The 16,996-nt window shown below is 38.0% G+C and carries 19 protein-coding genes; 10 read left to right on the forward strand and 9 right to left on the reverse strand.

Annotated elements, in window-relative coordinates:
• Positions 1-59: 59 nt before the first annotated feature.
• Positions 60-449 (forward strand): DUF3307 domain-containing protein, encoded by a 390-nt coding sequence (locus tag Q0954_RS35055; protein WP_366916725.1) that lies wholly within the window; start codon positions 60-62, stop codon positions 447-449.
• A 2-nt stretch (positions 450-451) separates the two neighbouring features.
• On the opposite strand, the gene Q0954_RS08490 is transcribed toward Q0954_RS35055, so the two are convergent.
• Together Q0954_RS08490 and Q0954_RS08495 are read right to left on the reverse strand one after the other, a co-directional pair.
• Positions 452-1,060 (reverse strand): hypothetical protein, encoded by a 609-nt coding sequence (locus tag Q0954_RS08490; RefSeq protein WP_299455855.1) that lies wholly within the window; start codon positions 1,058-1,060, stop codon positions 452-454.
• 9 nt (positions 1,061-1,069) lie between these two features.
• Positions 1,070-1,696 (reverse strand): deoxynucleoside kinase, encoded by a 627-nt coding sequence (locus Q0954_RS08495; protein ID WP_299455857.1) that lies wholly within the window; start codon positions 1,694-1,696, stop codon positions 1,070-1,072.
• Between the two features lie 294 nt (positions 1,697-1,990).
• Here Q0954_RS08495 and Q0954_RS08500 point away from each other — a divergent pair, with 294 nt between their 5' ends.
• On the forward strand, positions 1,991-2,533 hold the full coding sequence (locus Q0954_RS08500) for a GNAT family N-acetyltransferase (RefSeq protein ID WP_299455859.1): 543 nt from the start codon (positions 1,991-1,993) through the stop codon (positions 2,531-2,533).
• A gap of 509 nt (positions 2,534-3,042) precedes the next feature.
• On the forward strand, positions 3,043-3,462 hold the full coding sequence (locus Q0954_RS08505) for a hypothetical protein (protein WP_299455861.1): 420 nt from the start codon (positions 3,043-3,045) through the stop codon (positions 3,460-3,462).
• Positions 3,463-3,539: 77 nt separating this feature from the next.
• On the opposite strand, the gene Q0954_RS08510 is transcribed toward Q0954_RS08505, so the two are convergent.
• Together Q0954_RS08510 and Q0954_RS08515 are read right to left on the reverse strand one after the other, a co-directional pair.
• The gene (locus Q0954_RS08510) at positions 3,540-4,313 is read right to left on the reverse strand and encodes a DUF4097 family beta strand repeat-containing protein (protein WP_299455863.1); all 774 of its coding nucleotides are present in this window, start codon (positions 4,311-4,313) and stop codon (positions 3,540-3,542) included.
• 127 nt (positions 4,314-4,440) lie between these two features.
• Positions 4,441-5,316, reverse strand: coding sequence for a DUF4097 family beta strand repeat-containing protein (locus tag Q0954_RS08515; protein WP_299455865.1), 876 nt, complete (start codon positions 5,314-5,316; stop codon positions 4,441-4,443).
• A gap of 361 nt (positions 5,317-5,677) precedes the next feature.
• Between Q0954_RS08515 and Q0954_RS08520 the strand changes: the two genes are divergently transcribed.
• From Q0954_RS08520 to Q0954_RS08540, 5 genes are all read left to right on the forward strand, one after another.
• Complete coding sequence (locus tag Q0954_RS08520) at positions 5,678-6,316, forward strand: thymidine kinase (RefSeq protein ID WP_299455867.1); 639 nt, start codon at positions 5,678-5,680, stop codon at positions 6,314-6,316.
• 75 nt (positions 6,317-6,391) lie between these two features.
• The gene (locus tag Q0954_RS08525; protein ID WP_299455869.1) at positions 6,392-6,964 is read left to right on the forward strand and encodes a Uma2 family endonuclease; all 573 of its coding nucleotides are present in this window, start codon (positions 6,392-6,394) and stop codon (positions 6,962-6,964) included.
• 14 nt (positions 6,965-6,978) lie between these two features.
• A complete protein-coding gene (locus tag Q0954_RS08530; protein WP_299455871.1) occupies positions 6,979-7,551 on the forward strand; it encodes a Uma2 family endonuclease in 573 nt (190 codons plus the stop codon).
• 14 nt (positions 7,552-7,565) lie between these two features.
• Positions 7,566-8,138 carry a Uma2 family endonuclease gene (locus tag Q0954_RS08535; RefSeq protein ID WP_299455873.1) on the forward strand — a complete coding sequence of 191 codons (573 nt, stop codon included), beginning with the start codon at positions 7,566-7,568 and terminating at the stop codon, positions 8,136-8,138.
• Between the two features lie 166 nt (positions 8,139-8,304).
• A complete protein-coding gene (locus Q0954_RS08540) occupies positions 8,305-9,831 on the forward strand; it encodes a thioredoxin-like domain-containing protein (RefSeq protein ID WP_299455875.1) in 1,527 nt (508 codons plus the stop codon).
• 144 nt (positions 9,832-9,975) lie between these two features.
• On the opposite strand, the gene Q0954_RS08545 is transcribed toward Q0954_RS08540, so the two are convergent.
• Both Q0954_RS08545 and Q0954_RS08550 read right to left on the reverse strand, forming a co-directional pair.
• Entirely contained in the window at positions 9,976-11,736 is a 1,761-nt protein-coding gene (locus tag Q0954_RS08545) for a hypothetical protein (protein WP_299455877.1), read from the reverse strand.
• 21 nt (positions 11,737-11,757) lie between these two features.
• Positions 11,758-12,492 (reverse strand): protein phosphatase 2C domain-containing protein, encoded by a 735-nt coding sequence (locus Q0954_RS08550; protein WP_299455879.1) that lies wholly within the window; start codon positions 12,490-12,492, stop codon positions 11,758-11,760.
• A 115-nt stretch (positions 12,493-12,607) separates the two neighbouring features.
• Here Q0954_RS08550 and Q0954_RS08555 point away from each other — a divergent pair, with 115 nt between their 5' ends.
• Both Q0954_RS08555 and Q0954_RS08560 read left to right on the forward strand, forming a co-directional pair.
• The gene (locus tag Q0954_RS08555) at positions 12,608-13,162 is read left to right on the forward strand and encodes an RNA 2'-phosphotransferase (RefSeq protein WP_299455881.1); all 555 of its coding nucleotides are present in this window, start codon (positions 12,608-12,610) and stop codon (positions 13,160-13,162) included.
• 462 nt (positions 13,163-13,624) lie between these two features.
• Positions 13,625-14,050 (forward strand): peptidylprolyl isomerase, encoded by a 426-nt coding sequence (locus tag Q0954_RS08560; protein WP_002695019.1) that lies wholly within the window; start codon positions 13,625-13,627, stop codon positions 14,048-14,050.
• A 176-nt stretch (positions 14,051-14,226) separates the two neighbouring features.
• Here Q0954_RS08560 and Q0954_RS08565 read toward each other — a convergent pair whose 3' ends face one another.
• The 3 genes from Q0954_RS08565 to Q0954_RS08575 form a co-directional block, all read right to left on the reverse strand.
• Positions 14,227-14,844, reverse strand: coding sequence for a DUF4230 domain-containing protein (locus tag Q0954_RS08565; protein WP_299455889.1), 618 nt, complete (start codon positions 14,842-14,844; stop codon positions 14,227-14,229).
• Positions 14,845-14,976: 132 nt separating this feature from the next.
• A complete protein-coding gene (locus Q0954_RS08570) occupies positions 14,977-15,954 on the reverse strand; it encodes a glycosyltransferase (protein ID WP_299455891.1) in 978 nt (325 codons plus the stop codon).
• Positions 15,955-15,960: 6 nt separating this feature from the next.
• Positions 15,961-16,986 (reverse strand): glycosyltransferase family 2 protein, encoded by a 1,026-nt coding sequence (locus Q0954_RS08575; protein ID WP_299455893.1) that lies wholly within the window; start codon positions 16,984-16,986, stop codon positions 15,961-15,963.
• Between the last annotated feature and the right edge of the window lie 10 nt (positions 16,987-16,996).

Here is a 16,996-nt window from a genome sequence, read left to right on the forward strand (position 1 = left end):
CATCTAAAAAGCTTACCTTTGCTTCTGAGTACTGATCAAAATATAGGCAAATTGCAATTATGTTACAAATATTATTGCATTTAATCGGGGACTACCTTTTACAAAACGATTGGATGGCAGCGCGTAAAACCCGCTTTGACTTAGAAGGATGGCTGGCGTGTAGTATACATAGTATATTATACACCTTACCCTTCATGTTTTTCTTTACAGCAACCACTTGCGTAATCATATTGATTACTCATTTTCTGATTGACAAATTTCAATTAGCCCTATATTGGATCAAGTTAATTAATTGGCGCAAAGAAAGCACCAATTACGGTTTTTCAGACAAAAAACCAGTGTGGGTGGCGTTGTGGTTGTTCGTAATTATAGACAATTCTTTTCACTTGATCATAAACTACGCAGCTATATGTTATTTTAGCCTGTATAACTGTAGTTGTGTACAATAATATTACTTTAGTTGCTCTATACCCTTTACCTGTATTTTATATTTTTGGTAATACTTCTTGGCTTTATTTAGCAACTCCTCTACTCTTACCAAGTGCTCCTTTTTTAAGAAACGACCATCTATTACAGCCCTGCCTTTTACCCATTGCACAGGCTTGTCCTTATTATAATAAATCTTAAGTGTACGGTATTTATACTTTTTAAAATCGTTTTGGCTTTCAAAAATATACACAGGTTCACCTGCCAGATTAAAGAGGAATTCTTGGTTATAACGTATATTATTGCGTTCTATTTTAACAAGGATTGTCCGTAAAATCGTTTTTTTTTCAACGGTCAACTTATAAAAGTACCGTTCAATACGATTATAAGTTCCAATAAGAGGCATACGCAACCCTGTTTTGTTCAGTTCTGAAATACTTTCAAACAATCTTCCATTTTCACGGGCACGTTTTACCTGTCGGTATAAACTTTGAGCTTCTCTCACTTCTTTTTGTTGTGCCTGAGTTTTATTAGTGGTTACAACAGCCAGTCCTGTAACCAGAATACATAGGCAAGTTATTTTTATGATATTACTTTTCATTGCTTTGTGTGCTATTTTAATGGTGTTGGTCATCAAAGTTTTTTAATGAGAAATGATCCCTTTTTTATCGATAAGCACTTGATCAATCTGGTGTAATAAATGCTCCCAATCGCTTTTGCTACGCAAAAAATCAGACTTATTGATATCATATATTATCAAAGGGCTCTCTTTGTATCCTTTAATCCAATGGTTATAGTGTACATTAAGGTCTGCCACGTAGTCTTCCAGATCCTGCTCATACTCCCGCCCACGCCTTTTTATTTGTTCCATCAATTTAGGCAGGTCTCCTTTGAGGTAAATAAGCACATCGGGTGACGCCACAAACGAGAGCATGGTGTTGTATACCTTCCAATAGTTTGTAAAATCACGTGGGCTCATAATGCCTGATGTATGCAAACCTTTGGCAAAAATGTGCGCATCTTCATAAATAGTTCTATCCTGAATGGTAGGCAAAGGATTTTGCTGTACTTGTACTACTTGATTAAAGCGATGATTTAAAAAATGTATTTGTAAATGAAAAGCCCATTTTTGCATGTCACCATAAAAATCCTCCAAATAAGGATTATCCTCTACCGATTCAAAGCAAGGTATCCAGTTGTAATGTTCTGCCAGTTTACTGGCGAGAGTGGTTTTACCCGCCCCAATGTTTCCTGCAATTGCAATATGCATCTTTGTATAATTACTAGTTTAATACTCAACAAAGGTAGCCAGAAGTTAGGAAACCCGAAACCTTTAGGCAACGACAAATATTGTCTGTCAGGCAGTTTTTTAATGGTATGGTACTTGGGTTTGTTTTATAAGGTTGTTTTTCAATGTTTTATATCAAGTAGTCTTCAACGACTGGTTCATAAAGCTAAGATTTAGCGAGTGATTTTACCTATTAGTAGACTATGATTTTTCGTAGTATCTTTACCAATTACCTATCAACCTGTATATTTCATTATTTATTAACTTTTGCCAATTGTGATTACTTCTAAATTTGAAACCCCTCGCTTAATACTTCGCGAGTTGAGTTTACACGACCTTGACAGTGTGCATGAACTACACTCTTTGCCAGAAACAGACGAGTTCAATACACTTGGTATACCCCGAAACAAACAAGAAACCTTGAACATTTTGCAACAATGGGTTGCTTTTCAGCGGTCAAAGACTCGCAAGAACTATACATTAGCAGTAGAGTTTGAGCAACGCTTTGTGGGCTTAGTGGGGTTACACCTGGGAACATCCAAAATGCGTAATGGAGAAATATGGTATAAGATACACTCAAACTACTGGGGGCTTGGCATAGCCACCGAAGCAGTGTCTGAAATGCTTCGTTTTGCTTTTCATGACCTGGTGTTGCACCGTATAGAAGCAGGGTGTGCCATTGAAAACCAAAGATCAATCAAAGTATTAGAAAAAATAGGCATGACTTCAGAGGGGCGTAAGCGTAAAGCATTGCCCTTGAAAACAGGGTGGGCTGACACTTGGGAGTATGCTATTTTAGAAGATGAATTTAATAATTAAGCTTTAAATGCTATACTTTTGATTTATTTATTACATGACATACACCTCTATTTCCTTCTAAAGTAAGTACATAAATCAATTAGGCGTTTTTTTATGTTAAAGTTCCCCTTTACTCCTCATTTAAGCATAGTTAGGAGAACTTTTAAAGGCGTATTCACGTTTCGAAGGCATATCTATCAATATGAAAATAGTACATTTTGTCATATTGTGATTTTTTTTAATAAAATCAATGTTTTTTATCTAATAACTTATTACACAATGACACCGGTGGGTTGACAACTGCTCGACCTGTTAATATTTACTTTACCACTTTTTTTCAACCTTGGGGATGTGTCAAAAATAAATACGCATTTTTAACAACTTCTTTTTCCGACATGCTTTGTTAAAACTTATGCTGTGAAGAACTACCACAGCTTTGGTTATACCCTCTTTTTTAGTCAAACCTGTCAGAGAAATAGTTGCTTAAAACTATGTGTTTTTGTCATGCCTTAATACTACCACACAACTGTATGAAAATTCACAATAATGAATGGTCAACCCGTACCATCAATAACCGTTTATCGTTGCTGTATGTGGCAGCGTACCCTGCTACCCTACGCTTAGTAGACGAAGACTTTATCAATGGCTCTTATGGTTTTTTAAAAGATTTGCGCTCACACCAACCTCGTTTTGTTTTACTCAACCTTCGTGGCTTTCAGTTTACTATCAGCCCAGAAGTACAAGATTGGTTGGTTGAAAATATATTTCCATTTATGGAAACACTCAAAATTGAAAAAGTAGCAATAGTCACTAGTCTTGATGCTCTAAGCCATTTGTCAGTGGAACAAACCATAGAGGAAGACTTGCCTACCAGTAAAATCACTCGTTATTTTCAAGGAGAAACCAATGCACGTCGTTGGTTATTGGAAGAAGAAGCAATAACAGTATAAATACACTACCTTTTTATAAAAAATTAACCCCTTGTAAAGTACTTACAAGGGGTTTTGTATATTAAACATAGAGGAGTTTATTTTTTTTGCCGTATGTAAATATTGCCATGCATGTTTTTAAGTGTGAAATTAGCCCCTCCTCCATTGAGTTTACCTTTTACCCACTTGCTCACAATGATATGTTTTTTGTTGTCACCCTTTTTTACTACGGTTGGTTCGTCTACTATATCCATCTCAAAATCACTAAAAACATCTCCTCGGTCTGCTCGCATTTTAAAGGTAGCTTTGGTAGTCTTGGGCAAGGTAAGATCAATCTTGCCGCTTAAACCCCGAAAAGACATGGGAGTGTTAGGTTTTATCTTATCAAAATCTACAACAATTTTACCATTCACTGTATTGGCAAGCATCGCTCCCGATATATTCTTTGCAGTAATGCTCCCGTTTACATTACTGGCTTCTATTTCACCCTCTATATTTTCTATTTCCATGTCACCTCCATTTACCATGCCTAGTTTTAGGTCAAATTTACGAGGTACTTGTATTAAATAAGTAATACGTTGGTGACTACTGGTAGAAATCTTTACATAGTTGTTTTCTTCGGTAATGGTCAGTTTCATAAAGCTATTGGCAATGCGTTTCAACCCTCCTGATTTATCAGAATGAGATTTTTTTGGAAGTACAGAAGAGGAAGATACCTTGACTTCTTTACCGTTGTAACCCACTATTTTAATAGCACCAAATGTAGTAGTCATTTTGAGTTTACCTGGTTTACCGGGATTGCTTAAGGGTACGTTCACTACCTTTTGAGCCTGGGCTGTTATATATGTTCCTGTTACTAACAAGACCATCATACCTAGTTTTATTGCTCGGTTTAAATTATTTGTATATAAGCGTTTCATGTTTTTTCAGTGTGTTTTATAAAATAAGTTAATAAGAATATTGTTGATTTTTGTAGGAATAATTGACCGTATTATAAAGCTACCTCTGTTTGTTGATATAGATATTACCGTTAAACGTTTCAAACTTAAATACTTTTCCTCCTTCACCGACTTTTACAGCAGTATATTTATTGATTTTATAAATCTTTTTTTTACCGTTTCCTGAGGCAGTTTGAGTTACCTGAGTAGGCTGGTATTTAATAGGATAGTCAGTATAAAACTCTCCGTTAAACGACTTAAAACGAAGTTGCGCCGATAAACTTTGGGGATAACTTACTCTTATATCGCCATTGAGGGTATAGTAAGAAGAATTTGCATTAGGTATTTGACGGTACTTAGCCTTAAGCTGTCCGTTAATGGTTCGAGCCTTAGTTTTACCCACCACGTTATCTAATGTAATTGAACCATTGATGTTATTCACAACTATCTCTCCTTGTGTATTGGCAACACTAATATCTCCATTGTTGATAGTATGGACTACCAAGTGAATATTTTGTGGAACCTTGACAGTAATGTTGAATTTGAAATTATACCCTGTATCTTTTTGGTCTGCATTGTCCCATCGATAACCTCCAAAGTTTCGTTTTTTACTAGAGCCATGCCGATAAAGTATATAAGGATTTTTAACATGTACAATGGCACTATCATTTCGGGTAAACATTGCCAAAGAAGTTTCTTTATTGCCTTGAACTACTTCTTTTTCACTATCTCCGGTAATGGTCTTTTCGGCAGTTATTTCAATGCTACTATTGTTGCTCCCTTGAATGGTAACTGACCCATTTATATTGTCTACTACCAGGACTTTGGTTTTAGCTAAACTTTTTTGTATTTTCTTTGTAACCTTTTGTGCATACAAAACAGCAGGTTGCCAGCTTATGATAATAACAAGTGCCCCAAGTTTTAATAATCTTTTCATGATGATGGTTTGTTTTAATTTTCAAAGAGGGAAACCCACGCTTCAGAAAATGGTTACAGGTGAGCCACAAAAGAGTTTGCTCCAAAAGTCAAATAATGCTAAAAACAAAGCAAAGACAGCCCAGCCACACAAAACTCTCGATCAGGGTAATTTTTTAATAATCAACGGTTTATAATATACTGCCAAAACCTCTCATTGCTTCATTCTTTTTATTGAAAAAAATAAAGTAAATTTGTGGCAATTTTCACCTTCATGTTTCCTTAGTTTTTGCATAATTTAAGACTATATGGCTGTCCCAAACAGTCAAAACACACATAAAATTTTGTTACTGAGGTACCTGTTTTTTTTTAACCAATACAAGATGTTTATTGAGCCTAATATTAGAAATACTCCCCATAACAGTACAGGATGGATTGAAGTAGTATGTGGATCTATGTTTTCGGGTAAAACTGAAGAATTGATTCGCAGGGTGAAACGAGCCAAAATAGCCAAACAACAAGTTGCTATTTTTAAACCTGCCATAGATACACGTTTTCACGCCCGGCATGTGGTATCACATAATGCCAACGCGGTAATGTCAACCCCAGTGCCATCGTCACAAGAGATACTGAAGAATATAGACAAGTGTGATGTAGTGGGTATAGACGAAGCCCAGTTTTTTGACGAAGGAATTATAGATGTAAGCATTGAATTGGCAAATCGAGGCATAAGAGTAATCGCTGCCGGGTTGGATATGGATTTTCAAGGCAAGCCCTTTGGCCCCATGCCTCACCTCATGGCTGTAGCTGAGTATGTGACCAAGGTACATGCCATTTGTGTGACCTGCGGTGACATTGCCCATTATTCGCATCGTTTGGTATCGTCAGATGAGAAGGTGGTATTGGGTGAACAAGACATTTATGAACCTTTGTGCCGCAAATGTTATTACAGCGACGAAAAACCTATGGTGAAAGTAAGTAGTGCCTCTACTGAAAATGTAAATGGTGTACATAAAAATTAACAAATTGCCTGTCATAAAAGGCAATAGAAAGCCCTTGAGAAAATGATTTCTCAAGGGCTTTTTGTATATTTGACTATGGGACAAGCAGAACCTCTTAAAACTCATTATACTTACGAAGAATACCTCGAACTGGAACAAACTGAAGGCATTCGTTATGAATACTATCAAGGCGAAGTATTTGCCATGGCAGGTAGTACCAAAAGGCATGGTCAGATTTCGTTTAATACTCAAAAACTGATAGATAATGAAATGTCTGATGATTGTCGAGTCTACTCTGGCGATGTAAAAGTAGAAATCGATCAACACAAGCATTATGTATACCCTGATGTAGTGGTTACTTGTAATGCCGATGATGTAGAAAACGATCAAGAGGTGTCTGTGAAACACCCTTCTTTGGTGGTAGAAGTTCTCTCTAAGTCTACCCAAGGCTACGACAAAAACGAAAAACAAAAGGCCTATATGCGCTTGCCTTCACTTGAGTATTACATGTTGATAGAACAAAACACTTGTGAAATAGAGCTTTACAGTCGCCAAAAGGATTTATGGTCTTATGCCTTTTACAATGACCCCAATCAAATAATAGCCTTGCCCAAATTGAACTTAAGCCTTAAGGTCAGTGATATTTATAAGCGAGTAAAGTTTGATTAAAACACGATTTGACTATGGGACAAGCAGAACCTCTTAAAACTCATTATACTTATGAAGAGTACCTCGAATTGGAACAAACCGAAGGTATTCGTTATGAATACTATCAGGGCGAAGTATTTGCTATGGCAGGGAGTACCAAAAGGCATAATCGTATATCGAGAAATACGTTATTCTTATTCGAACAATCACTCAACGCTCATTGCGAAGTTTTTATTGGCGATGTAAAAGTAGAAATCGATCAACACAAGCATTATGTATATCCTGATGTAGTGGTTACTTGTAATGCCGATGATGTAGAAAACGATCAAGAGGTGTCTGTGAAACACCCTTCTTTGGTGATAGAAGTTCTCTCTAAGTCTACCCAAGGCTATGACAAAAACGAAAAACAAAAGGCGTATATGCGCTTGTTGTCACTTGAGTATTACATGTTGATAGAACAAAACACTTGTGAAATAGAGCTTTACAGTCGCCAAAAGGGTTTATGGTCTTATGCCTTTTACAATGAACCCAATCAAATAATAGCCTTACCCAAATTGGACTTAAGCCTTAAAGTCAGTGATATTTATAAGCGAGTAAAATTTGATTAAAACACGATTTGATTATGGGACAAGCAGAACCTCTTAAAACTCATTATACTTATGAAGAATACCTCGAACTGGAACAAACCGAAGGCATTCGTTATGAATACTATCAGGGCGAAGTATTTGCCATGGCAGGGAGTACCAAAAGGCATAATCAAATTGCTGGGAATATATATTTTGGGTTTACCACAGCATTACCTGATAATTGTCGAGTCTACTCTGGCGATGTAAAAGTAGAAATCGATCAACACAAGCATTATGTATATCCTGATGTAGTGGTTACTTGTAATGCCGATGATGTAGCAAACGACCAAGAGGTGTCTGTGAAACACCCTTCTTTGGTGGTAGAAGTTCTCTCTAAGTCTACCCAAGGCTATGACAAAAACGAAAAACAAAAGGCGTATATGCGCTTGCCTTCACTTGAGTATTATATATTGGTAGAACAAAACACTTGTGAAATAGAGCTTTACAGCCGCCAAAAAGATTTATGGTCTTATGCCTTTTACAATGACCCCAATCAAATAATAGCCTTACCCAAATTGAACTTAAGCCTTAAAGTCAGTGATATTTATAAGCGAGTAAAGTTTGACTAATTGTCAACTGACTGACATTTTGTTCCTGCCCAATTGCCTTTCTTTGTTTGATCATCCAATCAAAGCATACCTTCGTAGGTTTGTTATATTGCTTGCATGATTTGCAAACATATCTGTATGATAAAAAGAGTGTAATCTCTCCATTTTGTTCGAAATCAACATCTGTATGAATAAATTCTTGTTTTTGATAAGTTTGGTAACCTTTTCTTTTCTAAGTTGTCAGGCACAAAACCAATCCGATAAAACTACGGCTGATTACAAAACCAAAGGTAAATACCCTGCCCCCGAAATAAACACGCCTTATGGCTGGCTCAATACCGACAAATCGTGGCAAATCAAAGATTTTAGAGGCAAGGTGGTATTGCTCGACTTCTGGACGTTTGGCTGCATTAATTGTCAGCATGTAATTCCTGATTTGCGTAAGCTGGAAAAAGAATTTCCTAACGAGTTAGTAGTGATTGGGGTGCATTCGGCAAAGTTTTATTCAGAACGAGCCAACAAAAACATCCGAAAAGCAATTCTTAAATTTGGTATAGAGCACCCTGTAGTAAATGATGCCAAGTTTAAGGTATGGCAAAGTTATGGGGTAAATGCCTGGCCTACTGTAGTGCTTATCGACCCTGAAGGTAGGGTAGTGGGCAATGCTGCCGGGGAGGGGTTTTACAAGGCTGTGCGTTTGTATATCCAGAAAATGGTCAAAGAGCGAGGCGATAAGCTCAACCGCAAACCGCTCAATTTTATGCTAGAAAAGCACCAACAAGGCGGCAAAGTTAAGGATAGTTTTTTGCGGTTTCCCTCTAAAATGATTCAAGGTGACAAGGGTGAATTGTATATTTCGGACAGTGGCAACAACCGTATTCTTAAAATAGATAAAAATGGCAAGGTGCTTTTGCAAATCGGCAGTGGAACTCAAGGCTTAGAAGATGGAGACTTTGACAAGGCTACTTTTTATGAGCCTCACGGTTTGGCACTTAAAGGCAATTTTTTGTATGTGGCTGACACTAAAAATAATGTAATAAGAAGGGTAGACCTTCTACGCAAAAAAGTGAAAACTATAGCAGGCAATGGTCGGTTAGACTACTACTTTGGCAAAGAACGCTGGGGGGTTGCCGTGAACCCTAACAGCCCTTGGGACTTGTGGATTGATGGAGAGGTGATGTACATTGCCAATGCGGGTAATCATCAGATTTTGACGATGAATTTAAAAACCAACCTGGTCAAACGTTTTGCTGGCAGTGGGCGCGAAGCCCTGACTGATGGTAGTCTTCGTAAGTCGGCTTTTAATCAACCCAGCGGTTTGGTAAAGAATGGCAATATGTTGTATGTGGCAGATAGCGAGGCAAGCGCCATTCGTGCCATTGATTTGGTAAAAGGCAAAGTAAATACACCTTTGGGTAAAGGTTTGTTTGAGTTTGGCGATGTAGATGGTAAAGCAAACAAAGCGCGTTTGCAACATGCTGTGGGGGTTACTTTTCGTGCAAACAAACTCTACATTGCCGACACCTATAATGGCAAAATAAAAACGTTTGACCTGAAGACCCAACGTTTGAAAACTTTCGTAGCTGGACTAAATGAACCCAATGATGTAATGTTTGTAGGCAATGTTATGTGGGTGTCTGACACCAACAATCACCAAATCGTTAAAATAGACCTCAACACTTTGAAAAAACAAGTAGTGAAAGTAGGAAAGTAATGAGCAATAAGGTACAAGCAACAAGTGGCAAGCACGCTTTTAGGGCTTTTTGCCCATACTATGATGTTATTACAACATTTGGGAATAGTTAACTTGCCCTAAAAGTTCTCTTCACTTGAAACTTGACGCTCATGCCTTGTTGCTTCACTTACTGTTCAACAAATAACAAAAATCTTTTTCATAGGCAATAATTCCCGCCTGAGTGCTCACCAAGCTACTTTCGGTAGTAAGAATACTACAATCAAACTCTTGCAATACCTTAAAGTCCTGGCTACGCCTTACCAGCATTTGGTCATCGTTAGGTTCAAACACAATTCCTGCCTGAGGCGAAGTGGTCTTGTAAGCAAAGAGCCTCTGCCCTGGTAATAGCTCTCCGCTCATTTTCATTTGTAACCCATCAATGCTAAAGTATTCATATTTTCGGGTCACTTCACCTGCTACTTGTTCATCGTAACTTACCCAGCCTACATTGCCTTGAATGTGAACAGAGGCAATTAGTGGCAAAGCAGATTTGACGGTAGAAATACTATGCCCTGAATGATAAAATACATATTGTACCCCACCCGTGTTTTGGATCAAGCCATTGAATACATCAAAACCAGGCACAAACACGGGAGTTTGCTCAATGCGAATAAAGTCTTTGGTTATATCATCTAAATGCACCCAACGTTTATGTTCGCCATCCAGTACTACCAGTATATTGTCAATGAGCTTGTACCTGGCTTTCGCCGAAAGGCTAAAGTTACTAATGAGTTGAAAACCTCCACCGTTGAGCAAATGATATAGTTTACCTTGGTGCAAAACCAAAATATTTTTTTCTCCTGCAAACCATTCCAACTCTTCTTGTGGCAAATAAGCAGGCAATTGTGCTGAAGTAATGCTTTGCTTAAGCGTCACATATCCTTGATTGCTGGCATCATATACCAAGGTTTGATAATTGGTAATGATCAAACCTTGGTTTTGCTGAAATACCACCCTAATGATATACTCGTCAAGCTTGGGTTGGTATACTTCTTTAACAGTTAAATTGCCCGCTGTAACCGTGGCAGGGGCTACTACTGGGGTTGTTACACTAGGTGCTACGGGTTGCCCTATCGTAAGCATAAACCGTTCACCCTCAGCATACAACAATTCAAACTGTTGCTGTAAAGTCACATCTTTTACCGGAAGGTAACATTTAGGTATGATAAGGTTAGCATCGTTGGCAAATACTGGAATCTTACGCACCATACGCTCTGCCATTGCCTTGTATAGTTTGTGAACCCCCTTGAAAGGGTGCATATAAGTAAGGAGGTTAAAAACTACTATTGACAAAGCAAAATAATCACTGTTTTTTGACACAATACCTTTGTATAGATAATCCCTGATTTCATCGAACAATACCCCCGAATGAGTATGAATGGGGGTTTCGTAAGCGTCTACATCTATAAACTTGAGGGTACCTTGTGGGTTTACCATAATATTGTAACCACTCAGGTCGCCAATGACAATGTCCTGACTATGTGCATGGGATACGATTGAGGGCAACTGTTTAATCAAATTATTTTTAAAGCCAGCGTCTATTTGGTTACTTGTACAATAGTTTTTTTTGAACAAAGCCGCTAATGGTACAAAGTCGGGAGGCAAATACTCCATCGTAAAACCTATAGCTCCTTTCTGAGTATTGATTTTTTTGCCTTTTTTTTGATAAATCAAATCAATCGGGCGCACAAAATAAGTCGAATCCAGTACACTTAAGGCATCTTTTTGAGCTTGACCCAAGTGTGTTACGTTTGGGTCAAGGTATATTTTGGCCACCTGATCGGGGCGCTCAGGAATGGTCAGAATTTTACCTTCGCCTCCCCGCCTTATTTCATATTTATCATCAATTGTAATGGTACGACCATTTTCAGTAATTGCTTTCATTGTGCTATGGGGTCAACCAAGTTAAAACTTAATTCTGAGAATACTCAAATCATCAGCTGGCAAATAGCCATACTGTTTTTGCAAGATGTTGACTTTACGACTCAGCATGTTTTGAGTACTTTCGAGCGCATTGTCCAGCAACAAAAACTCTATTGGGCTAAAATCAGTGGGGTTATCTGTTTTATGAGTGCGAAAAGTATCAATGCCATCAGTAGAAATACTAATATCTGTAGGTTGATCTACCTTAAAAATATGTTCTTGCTTTTGCTGCCATTGATCAAAACTGTGGTTGAGGTGATACGCCATATAATCAGGCATATTTTCTTGGTCTATCTCTGTAATTTTGCCATCAATGGCTATGATACCATCACCAATAGACATAATATAAGCTTGCTTGAGGTTTTCATCATACACCAGTAAAATCAAAGTCGATAAAATTTCGGTATTGGCAAGCCCCAATTGTTTGCGGGCATCGCGTAACTCCCAAAACAGCTTTTGCAACACCTGTGTGGCTATTTTCTCGGCACTAGGTGGTGGAGACTCAAACAATAAACGTTCTTCCTGAGAAATGCCCTTGCTTATTTTTTTGAGCAACTTGCCCATCAATGCTGAAGCAAAGTGAGAATCCTCGCCTGATGAACAACCATCGAGCACCGCTCCCAAATAATAACTTTCCCCCATAAATGTACTGATAAGAAAATCTTCACAATATACAGGGTGTAGCTCTCCTTTTTTAACTGTTGAATATATTTTCATAAGATAGATATTGATAGTTGGCTTACGTAACCAGTGGTTTCACGGCAATTTATACAACTTCAAACAATGTTGCCTCGTAATTCACTGATTAGTTCATAACCAAATTAACAAAAGCATGCAGAAGAACCAAATAGTAAAAATAAGCAAACGATTAAGTTATGTATTACGCCACCGTCCCGAAGAGATAGAGTTGATCATGGATGAAGAAGGTTGGGTAGAGGTAAACTTGTTGTTAGATAGGTTTTCTAACAATTATTTCCCTATTACTTTAGCAGACCTGCAAAAGGTAGTGGCACAAAACGACAAAAAACGTTTTGCTTTTAGTGATGATGGGGTGTATATAAGAGCTAGTCAGGGACACTCTATTCAGATTGACTTAGGATATGAGGCTATCAAACCACCTGCTCAACTCTACCACGGCACTGCTACTCGTTTTGTCCATAGTATTCGTGCGCAAGGGATTAAGAAAAGAAATCGTCACCACGTTCATCTTTCAGCAGATATAAACACAGCTACAAAAGTAGGAGGGCGGCATGGGCAACCTGTAATTTTAACTGTAAATGCCTTGGACATGCAACAAGATGGATACAATTTTTTTCAGTCTGAAAACGGTGTATGGCTTACCGATCAAGTGCCTGTAAAATACCTTGAGTTTCCTGAGGAGAGTTAGTTATCAAGCTACTTTTTTTCTAGTTCTTCTATTGGTCTTTGTCCAAACAATTTGCAGGTTACTCAAACCGAACCTACAGGAATTTAGAGATGTTTACAATGCATTGGTAAAGAAACCGTTTTGCAATTTTTTATTAGGAGTGTACGAAGTCTTGTAATCAATTGATAATAAGTGTTTTGCAAGGTTAAAGCGAACAAAACAAGGTTGTTTTCACTTTTAAAAGGTGGCGTATACGCTCATTTTTGCTCTTTGCTAGGGCGACCACAAGGGTAGCCCCTACAATTAACGCCTTGATTTATATGTAAACACCTGTATATCAAGGATTTTAAAAACTTCGTACAACCCTAATTTTTTATCGAGAATTACTCCTCTAAGGCTTAAAAAATAGTTCAGAATAGTAGCTTCAAGCTTTTATCACTACATTTGTCGCTTATTTTATTTTTTTTATAAAACTCCTCTGCAATGACTGCACAAAACGGAAACAAAGTTAAGGTACACTATACTGGCAAATTAACTGATGGAACTGTCTTTGACTCATCTCGTGATCGTGAACCACTCGAATTTACCATAGGCGCAAAACAAATGATTGCCGGATTCGAGCAAGGTGTAATTGGAATGGGACTAGGCGAAAATAAAACCATCAACATTCCTAGCGACCAAGCTTATGGTCCTGTGAATGATCAACTGTTGGTAGAAATGCCTTATGAAGATCAATTAAAGCAAATGGACGTAAAAGTAGGTACAGAATTGCCTGCTCAACTTGCCAATGGTAATCAAATCATGGTAGTCGTAAAAGAGATCAAAGATACTACTATCTTGGTAGATGCCAACCACCCATTGGCTGGCAAAGACCTGATATTCGATATTGAAATGGTAGAGATTGGTTAATATTTAGGGTTTAGCTTTGATTACCAGGCATTTGAGTATTTTGAATCATTTTAATTCACAAAATTGAATTTCCTGTTTAACAAAAATGAACCTAATACAACTAATAAAGCCTTTTGGCAAACAAGCATTGTTTGGCAAAAGGCTCTTTTTTTATGAAACACTTGGTTGCTTCAATATTATTTTAGTTTGATTTTTTTCTCTCCTCCTACATCATACGTAAACACTACTTTCTTCTTAGACAAATTTTCAAACAAAGGACGTAAAAGGTTTTCTCCACTAACCCTGGTTCTTTCTATGATATTGGCTTGCTTGGCAGCTTGTGGCAAATGATTTTCAGCTATTTTATATGCTTGGTCAATTAACTTGCTACGGTCGGCAAACAAGGTAGTATTACGGGTGTCAAATACCTTAGATTCATTGTGATTTACCTTAGAGTAACAAATTTCGGGGCGAGGCAAGCGAATGTATAAAGTATCTCTTTTTTCTATGACATCATCGGTTTTCACCTTTTTTAGGTTGATACAGCCTACCACTTCTCCTGTCACCATAAGCACTACTTTAGGATCGGGCAAATAAGCCTTTATTACTTCGTGCTCTACCATGTCTTTGTATTTATAACGAATCAACTCCAGGTTACCCAAAGCTTCTATTTTTTCGAGTACTGTATTGTGGGTAGTTACAGGTTTATCGGCGGGCAAAAAGGCAAATGTTCCGGTAGTATAAAATCCCCAGAAAATGATGCCTGCCACGGCACCAAGCAAAAAAAAGATAATAGATGTAAAGCTACGTATCATGGTGGTGTTTTTGGTGTTCAGTTTTATGCTGACTGTTTACAAAAATAGCAGAATTTTGGGAAGATGTATGAAACTCTCTCTTAAATTGTAAGGATTCATCACTCAATCAGCCCATCAACTTACACCTTTGGGTTATTGCTTAGGCTTTATTTTGGGGCGAACCATAAAAGCTTCTGTAATAAAGCCTATACCATACGCCAACAGTTGAGTCCATACTGCCACTACGCTCAAGGCAGCTACTACTGTATTTTGTTCTTTGGTAGCTGCATCTGAAAACACAATAAGTGAATACAATGCAAACCCTGACGCCTGAAGAAGCGATAAGTTGGAGTTAATAAATGGCATAACCGGTAATAACAGTGCTGCCAATGTAAACATTGCTGGAAATAGGTGTACCAGTTTGATTTGCCCTTTATGATAGCGGTTAATATTGATACGGGCACGCCCAAAAAAATGAAGCTGTTTATAAAACTGTTTAAAGTTAGTGCGTCTTTTGTGGTATACATGGGCTTCAGGAATAAGCCCTGTAGTAAACCCATTTTTAATGATACGAATGCTAAACTCTATGTCTTCACCCATCCGGGGTAAAATGTAGCCTTTGGTTTTTTCGTATACCTCGCGCGATATGCCCATATTAAAACTTCGTGGATGAAAGGTTCCCCCTAAGCGTTTTTTACTGCCACGTATACCTCCTGTGCTCATGGGCGAGGTCATAGAGTAACTAATAGCTTTTTGCACATTGGTGAACGAGTCGGCTGCTTTATCAGGGCCTCCAAAGGCATCGAGAAAACTTTCAGAAAGACGGTGATGGACTATTTCCAGGTATTTCTCTGGGATCAGACAATCAGAATCAAACACAATAAAGTAATCGCCCGTGGCGTACTCATAACCATAATTACGGGCAAAGCCTTGCCCTTCATTTTGTTTGAAATGATAATGTATATCCAGAATGCCAACAAACTGTGCTACCGCTTCATCACATTTATTGGTAGAACCATCTTCTACAATAATCACTTCAAAGTTTTTGTAGGTTTGGTGAGTGAGACTATTCAGCAACTCTTGTACCTCATCAGGGCGATTGTATACCGGAACAATGATTGAATATTTCATAGGTTCTTAAGTGTTGGAGTCGGTTTTTGTTATATCAGAGGCTATCGTTTTGCTATGATTAATCCCCAACTTTTCGGCTACTATATATTCGTGGGTTTGAGGAGAGTTAACTACCATCATTTCGCCCAGAAAACCCGCCAAAAACAATTGTACTCCAATAATAATGGTTACTAATGATAAGTAAAACAATGGGCGGTTGGTAACCAGTGAGCCCATTTTGGTGCCAAAGTAGGTGGCAATAAATTGGTCTAAAATAAGCCAGGCAGCACTGGCAAAACCTACTAAAAAAAAGATAATGCCAAAGGCTCCAAAAAAGTGCATAGGGCGCTTTCGAAAACGAGTAACAAAAGTAATAGACAGTAAGTCGAGTGGTCCACGAATAAAACGCTTGATGCCTCCAAATTTAGTATTACCATATTTACGTGCCTGATGCTGTACTACTTTTTCCCCAATCTCTTTGAACCCTGCCGATTTAGCTATTACAGGAATGTAACGATGCATTTCACCGTATACTTCTATGCTTTTTACTACCTGATAGTCATAAGCTTTCAAGCCACAGTTAAAGTCATGCAGCTTAATGCCCGAAAACCAACGGGTAAACGCATTGTACACCTTGGTAGGAATTGTTTTGGTCATGGGATCATAACGTTTTTTCTTCCAACCTGACACCATATCATATTTATCTTCAACAATCATCTTGTACAACCCAGGAATCTCATCGGGACTATCCTGCAAATCGGCATCCATAGTAATTACGACTTGCCCTTGTACCTCTTTGAAGCCAGTATTCAAAGCTGCCGATTTACCATAATTGCGGTTTAAACGAATGCCCTTCAGACAATGGTTTTGGGCAGCAAGTTTTTCTATAATCTGCCACGACTTATCACGACTACCATCGTCTACCATGATCACTTCATAACTAAACTTGTTAGCGTGCATCACTCGCTCAATCCAGGCACACAACTCTGGTAAAGATTCTTCTTCATCTAACAGAGGTACTACTACCGAAATATCCAGGTTTGTTTTAGACACTACTATTGGC

Origin of the sequence: uncultured Microscilla sp., from assembly GCF_947493425.1 — a bacterium.
Lineage (GTDB): Bacteria > Bacteroidota > Bacteroidia > Cytophagales > Microscillaceae > Microscilla.